Genomic DNA, 18170 nt, shown 5'->3' on the forward strand with positions numbered 1-18170 from the left:
CCATTACTCATATTCTGTTTTATTTATTTGTGGGGGGTTAATTCTTGTTTAACAAAAAAAACCTGAAATGGTTATCTGTATTGGCAGCGATAATAATGGCATTTGTACAGCTAGGAGGTGCCCTAGTTACTAAAACTGGTTCAGCTGATGGTTGTGGCTCTGACTGGCCGTTATGTCATGGTGCTTTTTTACCTCAAAATTTGCCTATACAAACAATTATTGAATTAAGTCATCGTGCAGTATCAGGTCTATCTTTAATTCTTGTTTTATGGCTAGTGATAGTTGCTTGGAAACATATTGGTTATATCAAAGAAGTTAAACCGTTATGCATGATTAGTATTGGTTTCTTATTATTACAAGCACTTGTTGGTGCAGCAGCAGTCATGTGGCAACAAAACGATTATGTTTTAGCGTTACATTTTGGTATTTCATTAATTTCATTTTCTTCAGTATTTGTTTTAGCGTTAATTATCTTTGAAGTAGACCGTAAATACGAAGCTGATGAATTATTTATTCGTAAACCACTTAGAATCTACACATGGATTATGGCAGTCATTGTATATTTAACGATTTATACTGGAGCTTTAGTTAGACATAAAGAAGCAAGTTTAGCTTATGGTCAATGGCCGCTTCCATTTAATGATTTAATACCTCATAACGTACAAGATTGGGTGAACTTCACTCACAGAGGTATGGCTTTAATCGCTTTTATTTGGATTTTAATTACGTTTATACACGCAATTAATAATTACAAAGAAAATCGAACAATTCGTTTTGGTTATACCGCTGCATTTATTTTAATAATTTTACAAGTGATTACAGGTGCTTTATCTATTATTACTGAAGTGAATTTATTAATTGCTTTATTGCACGCACTATTCATAACAATATTGTTTGGTTTAATTGCTTACTTTATTGTATTGATGCTAAGAACGATAAGAAGTGGCGGATAATCTACTTTAATTAACTTACAAAAATGCTGGGATACGTTAACCGTATCCCAGCATTTTTTAGTTTAATCTTCTTGCTCTTTTTCAATTTCTATTAATAAATCTCCTGTTTCAATCGCATCACCATTTTGTACTGTCACTTTTCTTACGACACCATCAAATGGTGCTTGAATAGTTGTTTCCATCTTCATAGCTTCAGTAATCAATAATGCTTGCCCACTCGTCACAGATTCACCTTCTGTAATTTTTACTTCTGTAACTGATCCTGGCATTTGTGCACCAATATGATTTGGATTCAGTTTATCCGCTTTGGGTTTAACGCTGGCATTGGCTTTCACATTTTCATCTTGTATAAAGATACGTCTAGCCTGACCATTCATATCATAAAATATCGTACGTACGCCTTTTTCATCAGGTTCTGTAATCGTTTTAAGTGTAATAATTAATCGTTTACCTGTATCAATCTCAATTTCTACAGTTTCATTTGCTCTCATGCCAAAGAAAAATGTTGGCGTATCTAGAAGTGATACATTGCCATATTGTTCTTGTGTCGAAATAAATTGTTCATAGACTTTAGGATATAACACATAACTGATTACATCTTGCTCAGTGACTTCTTTTTGTTGTTTTTCCTCTAATTCTTGTCTCACTGTTTCAAAATCGACTGGCTCTAAGTATTCTCCTGGGCGTTCAGTTAATGGTGTTTGACCTTTCAATATCACTTTTTGAAGGTCTTTATTGAATCCATTTACCGGCTGACCAATTTCTCCTTTAAAGAATGATACGACAGATTCAGGGAAATCTAATTTATATCCATCTTTTATAATCGTTTGTTCATCCAAATCATTTTGAACCATGTATAAAGCCATATCACCAACAACTTTTGATGAAGGTGTTACTTTAACAATATCACCGAATAAGAAATTAACACGTTTATACATATCTTTCACTTCATTAAATCTATTGCCTAAGCCTAAACTTTTCGCTTGTTGACGTAAATTCGAATATTGTCCACCTGGCATTTCATGTTGATAAATTTCTGTGTTAGGTGACTTAATATCACTTTCGAAATCGCTATAGTATTGACGTACAGTACCCCAATAATGTGATAATTCTTCCATACCATCAATATCTGCACGCATGCTTCTACCGAAACCATTCAGTGCATAATACAACGAATTACCACTAGGTTGACTGGTTAAACCACTCATAGATGCAACTGCTGTGTCAATGACATCTACACCTGCATCTATAGCTTCTTTATAAGTTAATAGCCCATTTCCGCTTGTATCATGTGTGTGTAAATGAATTGGTAAATTGACCGCTGCTTTTAATTCACCGATTAATTCATACGCAGCTTTTGGTTTTAATAAACCGGCCATATCTTTAATTGCTAAAATGTGGAATCCTTCTGATTCAAGTGTTTTCGCCATATTTATATAGTAATCTAATGTGTAAATATCAGAACGATTACTATTTAAGAAATCACCTGTATAGCAAATAGCGCCCTCTGAAATCTTACCTGCTTCTTGAACGGCTTCATTTGCCACTTTCATTTGATCTATCCAATTTAATGAATCAAATATGCGGAAGACATCTATACCTGCATCAGCACTTTCTTTCACAAATTTTTTAATGACATTATCTGGATAGTTTTTATAGCCAACAGCGTTAGATGCACGTAAAAGCATTTGGAATAAAACGTTTGGAATAGCTTTTCTTAATCTTTCAAGTCTTTCCCACGGATTTTCTTTTAAGAAGTTGTAAGCAACATCAAATGTTGCGCCGCCCCACATTTCTAATGAAAAACTATCTTTCATTACTTCTGCTGTTTTAGAAGCAATATTCATCATATCTTTAGTTCGTACGCGTGTGGCCAACAATGACTGATGTGCGTCTCTGAACGTTGTATCTGTAATTAATACATCTTCTTGTTGTTTTAACCATTCCGCAACTGCTTGTGGCCCTTTATGATCTAATAACTGCTTTGTACCTTCAAATTTTTCGACAACCTTTTTTGGAACCTGAGGAATTGGCGACGTTTCATAAATCGGTTTCGGCCTTTTTTCTACGTTAGGAAAACCATTGATAGATACATTACCTATATATTCTAATGTCTTTGTTCCTCTATCTAACGTAGGTTCAATATCAAATAACTCAGGTGTACTTTCGATAAACTTAGTCGTGTAATCTCCGGTCTTGAATTGAGTATTTCTCATTACATTAATTAAAAATGGCACATTAGTTTTCACGCCACGAATGCGCATTTCTTGTAATGAACGGTCCATTTTTTCATTTGCTTGTTTAAACGTCATACCATGTGTAGATAATTTTACAAGTAATGAATCATAATATGGTGAAATCTCGGCACCTTGGAAACCATCACCAGCGTCAAGTCTGACACCAAAGCCACCACTTGAGCGATAAGCAATAATTCTACCAGTATCTGGCATAAAGTCATTTGTTGGATCTTCCGTTGTAATACGACATTGAATCGCATAGCCTAATGTTTGAATATCTTTTTGTTGTGGCATGCCTATTTCATCATCAAATAGTTTTTCACCATCTGCTACAAGAATTTGAGTTTTAACAATATCTACACCTGTTACCATCTCAGAAATTGTATGCTCAACTTGTACACGAGGGTTAACTTCTATGAAATAGAAATCGTCTCCAGATACTAAAAATTCAACTGTACCAGCATTTACATATTCAATATTTTCCATTAATTGAATCGCAGCATCACATATACGCTCTCTTAAATCATCAGTAAGTGCAACAGATGGCGCAACTTCAACAACTTTCTGATGTCGTCTTTGGACAGAACAATCACGTTCATATAAATGAACGATGTTTCCATGTTCATCACCAATGACTTGTACTTCAATGTGTTTTGGATTATCTATATATTTTTCAATATAAACCTCACTATTACCAAAAGATTTCTCTGCTTCAGATTTTGCTCTGTGAAATGCTTCTTCCAATTCATCTTCTGAACGCACAATACGCATACCCTTACCGCCGCCACCGCTTGTAGCTTTAATCATCAATGGGTAGCCGGCTTCATTTGCAAAAGCAATTGCATCGGATTGATTATCAATTGGTCCATCTGTACCTGGAATAACTCTTAAATCAGCATTTATAGCTGTCGTTCTTGCCTTAACTTTATCCCCAAACATGTCTAGATGTTCGACACGTGGGCCGATAAACTTTATCCCCTCTTCTTGACAGCGTTTAGCAAAAGTTTCATTTTCACTTAAAAATCCATAACCAGGATGAATTGCGTCCACTCCTGCACGTTTCGCAACATCTAAAATGCGCTCTATATCCAAATATGATTCTGCTGGTCCTAAATCTTTCCCAACTAAATATGACTCATCAGCTTTATATCTATGTAAAGACCCTTTATCTTCGTTTGAATAAATCGCAACTGTTTTAATATTCAATTCTGTTGCAGCCCTAAAAATCCTTATTGCTATCTCTCCACGATTGGCTACCATAAGTTTATTAATTTGTTTCAAATCATGGTCCCCCTTAAATTTTGAATTTTCTAAAAAGTTGAATATAAAATTGATTATAGCAAAATACGAACTATGTATACAGTAAAATAGTTTTCACATTATTTAAAATTACAATAAAACCATTACTTTTATTTTAAAGATAAGACTAACTATTTTATTGTAATTAACACTGAAAAAATGGATACCTATCGTATTTAAGAGAGATTATATCACAAAAACAACATAATATAAAGTTATCATTATTAATAACTTAAACTTATCGAAAGAGTTACACTTATTAACTTTTTCAAAAGTAGCTTGTACAGATAAAAAAATAAGCAAACGTTTCCAACATTTGCATGTTGAATCGTTTGCTTATTTTGCACGTATTAATTATTTTTTGGCACGCTAAAATTTTTAGTATGTTTACGTTGCTGTCTTCTTTTCGATTCATCTACTTTAATTTGTTTAGCTGTAATTAACAATAGTCCCATTGCAATACTTAAGCTAATCATTGATGACCCACCAAAGCTAATAAATGGTAACGGGACACCAGTTAAAGGTATCGTGCCTGAAATACCACCTAAATTGACAAATGTTTGACTACCTATATAACTCGCAACACCTACACAAACTAATTTATAAAAGTATGAGCTTGTTTTACTCGCAAGTTCAAATGCACGATATACAATAAAGAATAATAGGCAAATGACAATTAGCCCTCCAACAAGTCCAAGTTCCTCACAAATAATAGAGAAAATAAAGTCAGTATGTGGTTCCGGCAAATAACCTAATTTCATAATACTATTTCCTAAACCACGGCCTAACAATCCTCCATTACCAATTGCAATTAATGAATTAGAAATGTGGTAACCTGTGCCACCTTCATTACTAAATGGATCTGTAAGGGTACTGAATCTAGCCGTTAAATAATCTGGCACGAGCCCTATGAGTAAAAATAAGCCACCAATAAGTACAACACCTGTAAGAACAATTAAACCATATTTTAGCGATTTTTGAACGCCAATACCTGCATAAAATAAGATTGAGAAAAAAATTATTAAAATTAATAATGTTTGCCCTACATCGCGCTGTAAAAACACAAGGCCAATACAAATAGCAGATAAAATGATTGGTGAAGTCATTAATTTAGGATTTTTAAAAACTTTTGGCCTTTTCTTTTCAATCATATATGGAATATATAATATCAAAGCAATTTTCAACAGTTCTGAAGCTTGTAAATTCATAAAGCCTAAATTAATCCAACTTTTCGAACCATTAATATTACTTCCTACTAAAAGCGTTGCCATTAATAATAAGATAATCCCAAGCATCATCCATTTTTGAAACTTAATTGTTTCCAAAAACTTCACATTCATCACAAAAGCCATAATAAAAACAAGAATGATACTCATAATTACATACATTAATTGCCTAGTGTAAAAATATGTTCCTGTCACAGGTACACCGCCTGTTAAAGAACCTTTAGTGGCTGCAACCATACTTGCACTATATACCATGACTAAGCCAATGAGACATAACAACAAATATGTAATTACTAACGGATAATCAATATATTTAGCATTCTTACTAATATATTGAAAAAAACTCTTTATGTTATTCATTCGACATATCATCCAATTCTATTTTATATATTCTTTACATATTAATCATTTTTAATAAAAGTTTCAGAAACGTTACGTTATTCTAAAAACCGAAATTGTTTTTTAAATTAATTGTACCTTTAACAGTATATCAAAAATTGTATTCATTTTTCGAACAAATATAATTTGTTGTTCAATCATTAATATACTAATACATCCTTTGTTATCAAACAAAAAAAGTGGCTACGATACAATCAATATAATATTGACATCTTAGCCACTTCAAATATCTTATGTAGTTTTTTAACTACTTAATTTCACTTTATATCATTTTATTTAGTAAAAATAAATTTATACTTTTAAAATTACTGAATCCAATTAAACGTTTGTAAATGCCTCATGCAATTTAGACAATTCTTTTTCTAAACGAAGCATTAAATCTTTGCCCGCTTCTCTGTCTACCAAGCCTAGTTCAACAGCAAAATCAACTTCTTTTTGTAAACCAAACATTTGCGTATCAAGAACTTCTTCATACAATGGGCATTGAGGTAATGTAAGATTATCCATTTGAACTTTGATCAATTGAAGAATCCTGTCTGCATCTTTATTTAATTGGTCATATGCCGCACTGTTTAATTTTTGGCCCTTTACCATGACATACTCCCCCTATCAATTGTAACTTTATATGTAAAAGTTTATCTTACTGATACAGAAAAAGCAAGCGAATTCAGTAATATACTAAGGCTAGTTATTTATGATAATATTAGAAATAGTGATATATTTAGTTTAGTTACATATATAATTAATGAAACGAACTACACAAATCATTGTGCTATGAGCGTTCAAGCAATTAGACATTTTTATTTATATGAAGCATCTCTTATGATATAAACTATTTAATTACGTCTAAATTCACAAAAATGTCAATTATTGTAACGGCTGAACTTTTTGTCGATTCGTTTTATTTAAAATTTTTATAATACATTAGGAGTGGGATTATGATTCAAATTAAGGGTGAAGTTAAATTTCCAATTACTTTAGATAGTACAACTTGGATATTTGATGATAGAAAAGTTAAATTAGAAGATTTAGAGAGTGGTGTTTTTGACGGCACTAAACCAATCAATTTCGATGACAATCGGGAATGGAATCGTGCAATTTTAGAAGGACAAACAAATCCTCCAACACTTAATTCAGAAATTAAATATAGAAAAAGAGCAGTTTTAGAAAATTCATTTGTAATTAATATGTCACCATTTTTCAAAAATGCTGAGCCTTATGATCATGCGAAAGCAATACGTTTATTTAATGATAATGACTCAATAGAAGTGCCAATAGATTTACTACCATATCTTTTCTTCCAATTCGCTCGTGATGGTAAAAGACTTTATGAAGATAACTTCGTAGATAGTTTTGTCTATATTCCAGAACAAGGTTATTCATATGAGTTCAAGTATGTTACTCACATCGAGGTGATTTAAATGATAAAAGTGCAATGTATTATCTGTGATACCGAAGTATTCATTGATCAAAATACATTAGAAGCTAAAAGATTAAGAAATGATCCAATGCACACTTTTATGTGCGACGAATGTAAAAGTCGTCTGGATACACCAAAACAACGTAATCAAGCAACAACTTTCGACCATCGATAATCTATTTGTACAGACTTACACATGTTTTAAATCAAAAAGCAAAATATAGCTTCATCATATTAGCAATCGTTAATAGCTTTGATCATCGTCATCGACAGTTAATATTTTATAAGTCAACTGGAACCTTAATCTTAAAATACGCCCTGTGGAAGTTTTTATCACTTTGAAACTTTTATAGGGTTTGTTTTATATCACCATTGCTTATCAATTAACTTTCTTGATGTGAAACAACACTGATCCTGTATACTCAAGCAACTCATGATATACTTTGAAGTTTTATCAGTAACTACTATTCTAGATTTCACGATTACTTATCAAAGATATTCGCTACAAAATCAAAATATTTATCTATCATGAATAAATACAATTAAATGATTTAATTTGATGTCATGTGTATAAAAGTTATAAGTTAATATAACACCTCTGCTTTACTAAAACGCCTAATTAATTAAAAATCGAACTAATTATATTACCAAATACAGATTATTTTTACTACTTAACAAGTGAATATCATAAAAAAAGCAACATCAATCTCTATATTATTCCAATAGAAATTGACATTGCCATGTTAATCAAAAGTATTTATTGCTCCAATACTATGATGATTTACTAATTACTCTTCTTCTTGCATTAATTGTTTGATTCGTTTTGCTTCTTTTTCACGCGCTGCTTTTTCTAAAATTGTTTTTCTAATGCGAATCGTTTCAGGCGTTACCTCTACTAATTCATCATCATTGATAAATTGTAATGCTTCTTCTAAAGTTAATTTTCTTGGGCGTTTCATTGTAACTGTTTGATCTTTTGTAGCTGAACGTACGTTAGTTTGGTGTTTTTCTTTCGTAATATTTACTGTTAAGTCATTTTCACGATTGTGTTCACCGACAATCATACCTTCATATACTTCAGTACCTGGTTCCATAAAGTTCGTACCACGATCTTCTAATCCCATAATCGCATATGAACTTGCTTGACCTTTGTCCATAGACACAAGCGCACCATTTCTTCTACCGCCTATACGGCCTTTAACACGAGGTTTGAATTCTTCAAAAGTATGGTTAATAATACCGTAGCCACGTGTCTGTGACATAAACTCAGTAGTATAACCGATTAAACCACGTGCTGGAACCATAAATATCAGACGAGTTAAACCATTATCAGTAGTCACCATATCTAGCATTTCACCTTTACGTTGACCTAATGATTCTATGACAGCACCTGTATATTCTTGTGGTACTTCACATTGTACACGTTCGAATGGTTCACATTTAACGCCATCAATTTCTCTTAAGATAACTTGTGGTTTTGAAACTTGTAATTCATAACCTTCACGTCTCATATTTTCAATTAAAATAGATAAATGTAGTTCACCACGTCCTGCAACTATCCATTTATCTGGAGATTCTGTTTGAGTTACTTTTAATGATACATCTGTTTCTAATTGTTCATCTAAACGCTCTTGAATTTGACGAGACGTTACGAAGTCACCTTCACGTCCAGCAAACGGTGAGTTATTAACTCTAAATGTCATTTCCAATGTAGGTTCATCTATTCTAAGAACCGGTAAAGGCTCTTGATGATCATTAGGTGTTACAGTTTCACCTACGTTAATGTCTTCCATACCTGAAACAGCAATTAAATCGCCTGCATAAGCTTCTTCAATTTCTTCACGTTTTAATCCGAAATAACCGAAAATTTTAGTTACTCTGAAATTCTTTACAGAGCCATCTAATTTTAATAAAGATACACTATCACCAACACGCATCGTTCCTCTAAATACACGTCCTACACCAATACGTCCAACATAATCGTTATAATCCAACAATGCTATTTGGAATTGTAACGGTTCTTCTCTATTATCAATTGGCGCTGGCACATAATCAATAATTGTTTCGTAAAGTGATTGCATGTTTTCATCTTGTTTTTCAGAATCTAAACTTGCAGTACCATTAACAGCTGATGCATAAACAACAGGGAAATCCAATTGTTCATCATTAGCTTCTAATTCAATAAATAAATCTAAAACTTCGTCTACTACACCTTCAGGTCTAGCTTCAGGTTTATCAATTTTATTTACTACTACTACAGGTTTTAAATTTTGTTCAAGTGCTTTTTTTAATACGAAACGTGTTTGTGGCATTGTACCTTCATAAGCGTCTACAACTAAGATTACACCATCAACCATTTTCATAATACGTTCAACTTCGCCACCGAAATCGGCGTGTCCAGGTGTATCTAAAATGTTGATTCTGTTATCTTTATAATTAATTGCCGTATTTTTAGCAAGAATTGTTATGCCTCGTTCTCTTTCTATGTCGTTAGAATCCATTGCTCTCTCATCAACATGCTCATTTTCACGGAAAATTCCTGATTGTTTTAATAATTCATCTACTAATGTTGTTTTACCATGGTCAACGTGAGCGATGATTGCGATATTACGAACATCTTCTCTTATTTTAGTCATTTTATATAATTTCCTTTCTCGAGTAAATTCCCACTTTTCTTTGCAACTTTTTTATTATATCATATAATTGGTTAAAGAAAACTATAAAGGTGTGGTTGGGATGCAACAAAAAAAATCTAAATCAATATTCTGGGTACTCGCTATCATAGCTGTTATATTTTTGCTTTTGTTTAGCTTTAGTATCGCTGCTACAAATGTTCCAATGATGATTTTAACATTTATACTATTCATTGCAACATTTGGGTGCGGTTTCACTTTAAAAAAGAAATATCGTGAGAATAATTGGTTATAATTATAAAATAAATGTGGACAGAAAATCATTAAAAAATGTATTTTCTGTCCTTTTTTATATGTTAATTTTATTTAAAAATGCTTTAAAGTTTGTATTTAACACGCTACTAATTAAACCATCATTGACTTTCTGTATCACATCACTTACTTTAAAAGTTAAAATTTGATTAGTTATATGATTCAAAACAATCACTTTAATGTTTTAATCGTTTTTGTAATGCTTCTATCATTTCATTATTTTTTTGAAAATGAAATTCTAATAGTTCTGCATGTAATTGAGGATTTGCCATTACTATGGAACTCGGTTCATATATGGACAAGGCATTTCCCATTAAATCTGTGCCTATGCCACCTACTTCTTGCAAAATGATTAAACCACCAGCAAAATCCCAAGGTTGTAATCTAGGTGTAATGTAGCCTCCTAATTTACCCGTAGCTACATGAATAATTTCTAAGGCAGCCGAGCCATAAGCCCTCGCACTTCTAGCTTCATCCACAATTGGTTTGAACACTTCACCTAACTTTGGCTTTGTAAGCCAATTTGGATTAATACCAATTATACTTGTTTTTAAAGGACTCGATTGAATAGTAGATAACGAATTCCCATTTTCAAATGCACCATCTCCAACTTTTGCATGGTAAAGTTTATCATTTATGACATCGTATACAAATCCTGCATATGGTTTGCCATCATTAAATATGCCTATAGAAATTGCAAAATTTTCTTTTTGATGTACAAAATTCAACGTCCCATCGATTGGGTCAACAACCCATACAATACCTGATTCATCTTTAAGGTCATGTCCATGTCCCTCTTCACCAATTACTAAATGTTCTGGATAAGTCTGCTTAATATTGTCAAAAATATACTTTTCAGTCGCTTTATCAACATTCGTCACTAAATCATTGGGATTTGACTTAGTTTCTATTTCTATACCTTGTTTCATGATTTTTTTTACATTGATGCCCGCTTCTAAAATAAGGCCTTTTGCAAACTCATAAACAGTCATTGTATCCCTCTCCTTTTTCACGACTCACTTTTCATTAATATTTAATAAGATAAAGTTTTATATATTTAAAATAGTCAATTGTATGTAATATCATATTAGTTAATAATACTATGTTTTTACCCTGATTCATAGGTTTATACACGTTTCTGTGCAATGTAATATCGTTCAAAGAAAAATGCAATGGCAATGTTTATAGAATAATATTGTGCTAAAATAAAAATAATAATTACATACTAGGAGGTTAAAATGGCTAAATATACATTTAAAGCAAACGATTTTAAAGCATTTACTGTTGATGGTTTAGATAACAGAATGGAAGCTTTGAATAAACATGTTCGACCACAATTACATGAATTAGGAGAATATTTTTCCCAATATTTAGAGGCAACAACAGGAGAAGTATTTTATCCTCACGTTGCTAAACATGCAAGACGAAGTGTAAATCCGCCTAAGGATACATGGGTTGCATTTGCAACTAACAATCGCGGTTATAAAATGTTGCCTCATTTTCAAATAGGTCTTTTTGAAAACCAATTATTTGTCATGTATGGTGTTATGCACGAAGCAAAAGATAAAGCGCAGCGTGTGAAGGTTTTTGAAGAACAATTTCAAACCCTTAAAAACTTACCATCCGATTATAGTTTAAGCTTGGACCACATGTCTCAAGAAAAAACTTACATCGCAAACATGTCAGACGATGATATACAGAGTGCAATTGATCGTGTTAAAAAAGTGAAAAAAGGTGAATTATTTGTTGCACGCACACTTGCCCCAAATGCGAATGAATTAAAAACAGATAAAGCTTTCTTAAACTTTTTAGAAGAGACTTTCGCACAGTTATTAAAATTTTATAAATAATGTTTAACTCCGATTCTATAAAGCAACCAAGGTATAAATAGCTTAGACCTTATAAAAAGAGTGGGACAGAAATTTATTTTTATTAAAAAAATTCGTCGTCCCACTCCAGTTATGTTGATTAGAATTAAAAAAAGAATAATATGAAAGAGTTTAGGAAATCGTTGAGTCGACCTAGACTCTTTTTTTATGTTAATAAATGTACTTTAACGTATTTCGTTAACTAACTTTAAATTAACGGACGAAGCAAAAAAATATATTTATTTAATTTCTATGTCTGTATTCTTATTAAATCCAAAAATTATACTCATAACTAAACTGCTAACATAGACAATACTTTGTTAGCAGTTAGCGTATATTTTCAATTTTTTATAAATCTTTTAATGGTACGAATCGTTCACATAATTTAATAAATATATGGGTCCTCATCTTTTTTCTTTTTTAATTCTTGCTCTGGATTCATGTCACTTTTTTGTCGTGGATCATTATTCTTGCCATTTTCACTATTGTCATTTGACTTCATTTGATATTGTGATTGAATTTTGTCTTTTTTTACTAACAGCATAATACCAGCAATTATCCAAAGTATTAATGCGATAAAATTACCAGTAAAAATACTAATTAAAGCCGCTGCAATTAAAAGACACCCAGCTAAAATTCTGTTTCCTTTAATTGTAAAAACACCACAGAATCCTAGAATCGTCGCGAATAATAAAAATCCACCTTGCATTAATATCGACGCTTTAAGTGCATCTGCTGATATAGACATACCTTGCTGTTCATATATTTGATTTAATGCTTCCTTGGATTCGGGAAAATTCAATAAAATTAACCCCAAAATCATGAGTATTAAAAATAATAAACTAAGACCGTTTGCAATCCAAGCAAGGATTTTTTCTGCTTTCCGATTCATCATTTTTTCCTCCTATTCTTTCATTATCACTATCATAGCAAATTTAACAATATTACAAAATTACAAAGTATTATTTTCTATATTTCAAAATATTAATTTACTAATAAAAAATTAAAAGCAGTAAAATTTTAACCTAACATTTTTTCTTTGTTAGGTTGACCTAATAATTTTTTTGGAGTAATCTATAAAAAGTTAGTTAGAAGTATAGGAGGTATCACTATTGACTAATAATATAAAAATGCATAATAAAAGTTTAGAAGAAATCAACAATACGGTTTCTATTAATACCAATGGTAAATTTAGTCAAAAGTTATTATCTTATTTAGGTCCAGGATTATTAGTAGCAGTTGGTTACATGGATCCAGGTAACTGGATTACTTCAATGCAAGGTGGTGCACAATTTGGATACATTTTGCTATTCGTCATTTTACTCTCTAGCTTATCAGCAATGTTACTACAAAGTATGACGGTAAGATTAGGAATAGCTACAGGTATGGATTTAGCACAAGCTACAAAATATTACTTAAATAAACCATTATCTTTTGTGTTTTGGATTATTGCTGAATTAGCAATTATTGCAACCGATATCGCAGAAGTAATCGGAAGTGCGATAGCATTAGATTTATTGTTTGGCATTCCATTACTTGTTGGTGCGCTTATCACCGTATTAGATGTATTTTTATTACTCTTTATTATGCGATTTGGTTTCCGAAAGATAGAAGCAATCGTAGGTACGTTAATTTTCACTGTACTTGTGATCTTTATATTTGAAGTGTTTATCGCTTCACCACATGTCAATGAGGTTTTAAGAGGTTTTGTACCAAGCAAAGAAATCATAACGAATAATAGCGCGTTGTTTATTGCACTTGGGATTATTGGTGCTACAATTATGCCACACAATTTATACCTACACTCTTCTATTGTGCAGTCAAGAATGTATGATAGAAATAGTCTAAAATCAAAAGCACATGCAATCAAATATGCTACAATGGATTCTAATATTCAACTTTCGATTGCATTTATTATTAATTGCTTATTACTTGTTTTAGGTGCAGCCTTATTTTATGGTGTTAATACTGATCAATTAGGTGGTTTCTACGATCTATATCATGCTTTACAAAACCAGCCTATATTAGGAGCTTCTATGGGGGCAATTATGAGTACCTTATTTGCAATTGCTTTATTAGCATCAGGCCAAAATTCTACAATTACTGGTACGATGGCTGGACAAATTGTAATGGAAGGTTTTTTACACCTCAAAATTCCAAATTGGTTACGTAGACTTGTTACACGTCTCCTTGCAATTTTACCAATTATATTCTGTATCATTATTTTTAAAAGTGATGAAGCTAAAATTGAACAATTACTAGTATTTTCACAAGTATTTTTAAGTTTAGCTTTACCATTCTCATTAATACCTTTACAATTGGCGACAAACAATCGTTATTTAATGGGACAATTTAAAAACAGAACTTGGGTTAATACGATATCGTGGTTATTAATCATTATTTTAAGCTTATTAAATGTATATTTAATATTAGAAACATTTAAAGAACTTATGTAAACATATTACTTAAATATATACAGACTAATAAAACAGCAATTTCTTTATTGGAGTTGCTGTTTTGTTTACTTTTAAATCTAATACCTTTGTTTAATGACGATTTCTGTATGTTTACATTATTATAGTGATTTTGTGAACGGTCAAAATTGTCAAATATTCATATAAAAAAAGAGCAAATCCATTTTGGATTTGCTCTTTTTTGAGCATAGCATAATAAAATACATGCTTTATTTTTCTTTATCTGTATCTGCTGCTTCGCTTTGCATATTCTTACTTGATTGGTTTTGTTCTTCATCACTCTCTGATGACTCTGCAGATTGACTTGTGATTTTCTTTCGTTCTTCAAAATTCATTCTTCGTTGATTAACTGCACTGGGTTGTTGCTTACGTCTTTCTTTTTCACGCTGTTTACGTGCTTTCTTTTCTTGCTTGATCCGAGCTTTTTCTTCTGCTTTTTCTTGTTTCAATCTGGCAGCTTCCTCAGCCTTTTCTTGCTTGATTCGCTGTTGTTCTTCATATGCTTCTTGTTGAAGTTGTTGTTCTTTTTCAAATGCTTCTTGTCTACGTCTAGCTTCTTCTTCAGAGGCTTGGCTATCAAAGTTTTGATCTGCTTGGTCGTTTTGAAGATTTTCATCATTATCATTTGACTGCTGTTTTGATTTATAATTGTATTTGGCTTGTCGAGATAGTACTTGAGGTTCTTCCTCTTTTGAATTGATATCCGAATTTACTTTATTAGCAACTTCGGAACTATACCCACCTCTTCTTAATTGTTGTTCTTGATTTGATGGTTGTTCTACGTCAGAAGTATCTTGTTGTGCTTTGTATTGTGGGTTTGGTTCTGGTCTTGGTTCTGTCCTTGGTTCAGGGTTTGGTTCTGCTTTTCTTTCTTGTCCATAGTCATTATAACCACCTTGATAACCACCAGAATAATATGCTGGTATCATTTCTACTTTATCTTTGCGTGCAAACATCATAATTGCCACTATTAAAAATAGAATCGGTATAATGAGTGGTACAAATAACAGAACTAAAGGTAAAGTTACGATTGTAGCTATTAAAAATAAAAAACCAGATAATATTCTAATATTCATTGATATTAAAGCTAAAAATGATATTAATAAACAAACAATAAAATATACGATAACTGCCCATATACCATTTTGTAACCAAATAACGAATTGAATCGTATTTAATCCATTATTCGCCAGTATTTGCTGAATAAAATCATTACCATTTAACGACGTTTCTAAATTTTGAATAGAACTTTCACTACTAAAAGAAACTAGTGCAATAAACATTGTGATGATTGTTAATAATAGTAAGAATATCCAGCTCAACCAACCCAATACCTTTTCTGCTAGTCGACTCACTGGACGCCTAACTTGAGTATATTGTTCTCCTGACATTTCTATACAACTCCTTATACTACTTATCAAACTATTATATCGAATAAACGATAAAATAACTACTATACTACGCTTTAATTTAACGACATTTTAAAATTTAAAAAGCGTTCATTATATTCACTTAATGTATCCTTACCTAAATCTTTATAGACTTCTAATCTTGCTTGTGTACGTTTTGAAGGATAAAATCGTTCATCGTCTTTGATATTTTTTGGTAATTGTGCTCTTGCAGTCTTATTAGGTGTTGCATAAGCTACCCATTCCGTATTTTGTTTACTATTCTGTGCATCTAACATAAAGTTGATAAACTTGTGTGCACCTGCTTTATTTTGAGCAGTCTTGGGAATAACCATGTTATCAAACCACAAGTTTGACCCTTCTTTGGGTACCACGTAATCAAAGTCGCTATTATTTTGCACAATTGGCGCTGCTATACCGCTCCACACAACCGCGATATTTGCTTCATGTTGTTCAAGCATCATAGTTATTTCATCACCAACGACACCTTTAATATTAGGACTTATTTGTTTCAAATCATGTTCAACTTCTGCTAAGTGTTGTGTTTTTTTATCATTTAAACTGTAGCCTAATTTGTTTAAACCTAAACCTATAACTTCTCTTGCACCATCCACTAATAAAATATCATTTTCATATTTTGGGTTATATAAACTTTCCCACGAATTAAAGTTATCTTTTGGATACACATTTTTATTATATAAAATACCAACTGTACCAAAAAAGTATGGTACTGAATAACGATTATCTCTATCAAATGACATGTTCATATAATCTTTATCTAAATTTTTTATATTTGGTATTTTCTCATGATTTAAAGGCAATAACAAACCTTCTTTTTTCATTTTTTCTATCGTATATTCACTTGGAAAAGCAACATCACAATTTGTTCCACCATTGCGTATTTTGGCTTCCATAGCCTCATTAGAATCAAACGTCTCGTACACAACTTCAATACCAGTTTCCTTTTGGAATTTTTTTACTAAACTTGGATCAATATATTCTCCCCAATTATACACATATATTTTTTCACCTGAAGCAGAGTGCTCTTTTTCAGTGAGTTTTTGACTTATCCATAGACATAGTAATCCAACAAAAATTGAGAGCAAGATTAATTGTAAAAATCGTTTCATTGTTGAGTCACCTGCTTCAATGCTTTATTTCGTTTGATAATTTTTTGTATCAAATAATATCCAAGAATACCTATGATTATTGTTATAAAAAGTATAGTCGATATCGCATTAATTTCCATACTTATACCTTTTCTAGCCATAGCATAAACTTCTACTGATAATACACTAAATCCGTTTCCCGTAACGAAAAAACTAACTGTAAAATCATCTAATGAATAAGTTAATGCCATAAAAAAACCGCCAAGAATTGCTGGGAATAAATGTGGTAACATCACTTTGTTTAACACTTGTAACTCAGTGGCACCTAAATCTCTAGCAGCATCTAACGTATGTGCATTCATTTCATATAATTTAGGCAACACAATTATCACTACAATTGGAATGCAAAATGCAATATGTGAAATGAGCACTGTGATAAAACCAAGACCTAACCCTGTAAAGTGACCAATTGCCGTAAACATAATCAAAAATGATGCACCAATAACAACATCGGAAGAAACCATTAGCACATTATTTAAAGTTAGTAATGAAATTTTTAATTTCTTATTCCTTAAATGATATAAAGCAATGGCTCCCATTGTTCCGACGACCGTTGCAATTGCAGCAGCTAATAATGCCACTGCAATCGTATTAAAAATAACCGATAACAATCTGTCATTGTTAAATAAAGATAGATAGTGTGCTAATGTAAAATGCTCAAAATGAATCATATTACCTGCTGAATTAAATGAATAAAACATTAAAAACAGTATAGGGATGTACAATACTGCAATTAATATACCGATATATAGTTTGCCATACCATTTCATA

Annotated in this window: 15 protein-coding genes; 6 read left to right on the plus strand and 9 right to left on the minus strand. The window is 31.7% G+C overall.

What is annotated here, in order from left to right; genetic code table 11:
• Positions 1 to 44 precede the first annotated feature (44 nt).
• Complete coding sequence (locus KA883_RS04025; RefSeq protein ID WP_046207855.1) at positions 45 to 953, plus strand: COX15/CtaA family protein; 909 nt, start codon at positions 45 to 47, stop codon at positions 951 to 953.
• 62 nt (positions 954 to 1015) lie between these two features.
• On the opposite strand, the gene KA883_RS04030 is transcribed toward KA883_RS04025, so the two are convergent.
• The 3 genes from KA883_RS04030 to KA883_RS04040 all read right to left on the minus strand — a co-directional run bounded on the left by KA883_RS04030 (position 1016) and on the right by KA883_RS04040 (position 6708).
• Positions 1016 to 4471: a pyruvate carboxylase gene (locus KA883_RS04030; RefSeq protein ID WP_046207856.1), complete on the minus strand. Its 3456-nt coding sequence runs from the start codon at positions 4469 to 4471 to the stop codon at positions 1016 to 1018.
• A 368-nt stretch (positions 4472 to 4839) separates the two neighbouring features.
• Entirely contained in the window at positions 4840 to 6075 is a 1236-nt protein-coding gene (gene ftsW, locus KA883_RS04035; RefSeq protein ID WP_046207857.1) for a cell division peptidoglycan polymerase FtsW, read from the minus strand.
• Between the two features lie 357 nt (positions 6076 to 6432).
• Positions 6433 to 6708, minus strand: coding sequence for an Fpa/YlaN family protein (locus KA883_RS04040; protein ID WP_019469266.1), 276 nt, complete (start codon positions 6706 to 6708; stop codon positions 6433 to 6435).
• A gap of 344 nt (positions 6709 to 7052) precedes the next feature.
• Between KA883_RS04040 and KA883_RS04045 the strand changes: the two genes are divergently transcribed.
• Both KA883_RS04045 and KA883_RS04050 read left to right on the plus strand, forming a co-directional pair.
• Entirely contained in the window at positions 7053 to 7535 is a 483-nt protein-coding gene (locus KA883_RS04045) for a hypothetical protein (protein ID WP_046207858.1), read from the plus strand.
• Positions 7536 to 7709, plus strand: coding sequence for a DUF2197 domain-containing protein (locus tag KA883_RS04050; protein ID WP_073342466.1), 174 nt, complete (start codon positions 7536 to 7538; stop codon positions 7707 to 7709).
• Positions 7710 to 8322: 613 nt separating this feature from the next.
• On the opposite strand, the gene typA is transcribed toward KA883_RS04050, so the two are convergent.
• A complete protein-coding gene (gene typA / locus KA883_RS04055; RefSeq protein ID WP_046207859.1) occupies positions 8323 to 10170 on the minus strand; it encodes a translational GTPase TypA in 1848 nt (615 codons plus the stop codon).
• Between the two features lie 100 nt (positions 10171 to 10270).
• On the opposite strand from typA, the gene KA883_RS04060 reads away from it, so the two are divergent.
• Positions 10271 to 10462, plus strand: a complete 192-nt coding sequence (locus tag KA883_RS04060) for a DUF5325 family protein (RefSeq protein WP_046207860.1) — start codon at positions 10271 to 10273, stop codon at positions 10460 to 10462.
• A gap of 193 nt (positions 10463 to 10655) precedes the next feature.
• Here the strand turns inward: KA883_RS04060 and KA883_RS04065 are convergent, their stop codons facing one another.
• Positions 10656 to 11471: an inositol monophosphatase family protein gene (locus tag KA883_RS04065; protein WP_046207861.1), complete on the minus strand. Its 816-nt coding sequence runs from the start codon at positions 11469 to 11471 to the stop codon at positions 10656 to 10658.
• 246 nt (positions 11472 to 11717) lie between these two features.
• Here KA883_RS04065 and KA883_RS04070 point away from each other — a divergent pair, with 246 nt between their 5' ends.
• On the plus strand, positions 11718 to 12329 hold the full coding sequence (locus tag KA883_RS04070; protein ID WP_046207862.1) for a YktB family protein: 612 nt from the start codon (positions 11718 to 11720) through the stop codon (positions 12327 to 12329).
• Positions 12330 to 12732: 403 nt separating this feature from the next.
• Here the strand turns inward: KA883_RS04070 and KA883_RS04075 are convergent, their stop codons facing one another.
• Positions 12733 to 13239, minus strand: a complete 507-nt coding sequence (locus tag KA883_RS04075) for a DUF4064 domain-containing protein (RefSeq protein WP_046207863.1) — start codon at positions 13237 to 13239, stop codon at positions 12733 to 12735.
• Between the two features lie 238 nt (positions 13240 to 13477).
• On the opposite strand from KA883_RS04075, the gene KA883_RS04080 reads away from it, so the two are divergent.
• The gene (locus tag KA883_RS04080) at positions 13478 to 14803 is read left to right on the plus strand and encodes an Nramp family divalent metal transporter (protein ID WP_046207931.1); all 1326 of its coding nucleotides are present in this window, start codon (positions 13478 to 13480) and stop codon (positions 14801 to 14803) included.
• Positions 14804 to 15030: 227 nt separating this feature from the next.
• On the opposite strand, the gene auxB is transcribed toward KA883_RS04080, so the two are convergent.
• The 3 genes from auxB to KA883_RS04095 form a co-directional block, all read right to left on the minus strand.
• Positions 15031 to 16212, minus strand: coding sequence for a lipoteichoic acid stability factor AuxB (auxB, locus tag KA883_RS04085; protein WP_046207864.1), 1182 nt, complete (start codon positions 16210 to 16212; stop codon positions 15031 to 15033).
• Positions 16213 to 16286: 74 nt separating this feature from the next.
• A complete protein-coding gene (locus tag KA883_RS04090) occupies positions 16287 to 17360 on the minus strand; it encodes an ABC transporter substrate-binding protein (RefSeq protein ID WP_046207865.1) in 1074 nt (357 codons plus the stop codon).
• Positions 17357 to 18169 (minus strand): ABC transporter permease, encoded by an 813-nt coding sequence (locus KA883_RS04095; protein WP_046207866.1) that lies wholly within the window; start codon positions 18167 to 18169, stop codon positions 17357 to 17359. The genes KA883_RS04090 and KA883_RS04095 overlap by 4 nt, the downstream gene beginning before the upstream one ends.
• Position 18170 lies beyond the last annotated feature (1 nt).

Source organism: Staphylococcus sp. GDY8P54P (assembly GCF_017892645.1).
GTDB classification, from domain to species: Bacteria; Bacillota; Bacilli; order Staphylococcales; family Staphylococcaceae; genus Staphylococcus; species Staphylococcus ureilyticus.

Coding starts and splice junctions, on each gene's coding strand:
- ftsW (WP_046207857.1), bottom strand. CDS start 6,075: ATGAATAACATAAAGAGTTTTTTTCAATATATTAGTAAGAATGCTAAA.
- KA883_RS04040 (WP_019469266.1), bottom strand. CDS start 6,708: ATGGTAAAGGGCCAAAAATTAAACAGTGCGGCATATGACCAATTAAAT.
- KA883_RS04045 (WP_046207858.1), top strand. CDS start 7,053: ATGATTCAAATTAAGGGTGAAGTTAAATTTCCAATTACTTTAGATAGT.
- KA883_RS04050 (WP_073342466.1), top strand. CDS start 7,536: ATGATAAAAGTGCAATGTATTATCTGTGATACCGAAGTATTCATTGAT.
- typA (WP_046207859.1), bottom strand. CDS start 10,170: ATGACTAAAATAAGAGAAGATGTTCGTAATATCGCAATCATCGCTCAC.
- KA883_RS04060 (WP_046207860.1), top strand. CDS start 10,271: ATGCAACAAAAAAAATCTAAATCAATATTCTGGGTACTCGCTATCATA.
- KA883_RS04065 (WP_046207861.1), bottom strand. CDS start 11,471: ATGACTGTTTATGAGTTTGCAAAAGGCCTTATTTTAGAAGCGGGCATC.
- KA883_RS04070 (WP_046207862.1), top strand. CDS start 11,718: ATGGCTAAATATACATTTAAAGCAAACGATTTTAAAGCATTTACTGTT.
- KA883_RS04075 (WP_046207863.1), bottom strand. CDS start 13,239: ATGAATCGGAAAGCAGAAAAAATCCTTGCTTGGATTGCAAACGGTCTT.
- KA883_RS04080 (WP_046207931.1), top strand. CDS start 13,478: ATGCATAATAAAAGTTTAGAAGAAATCAACAATACGGTTTCTATTAAT.
- auxB (WP_046207864.1), bottom strand. CDS start 16,212: ATGTCAGGAGAACAATATACTCAAGTTAGGCGTCCAGTGAGTCGACTA.
- KA883_RS04090 (WP_046207865.1), bottom strand. CDS start 17,360: ATGAAACGATTTTTACAATTAATCTTGCTCTCAATTTTTGTTGGATTA.
- KA883_RS04095 (WP_046207866.1), bottom strand. CDS start 18,169: ATGAAATGGTATGGCAAACTATATATCGGTATATTAATTGCAGTATTG.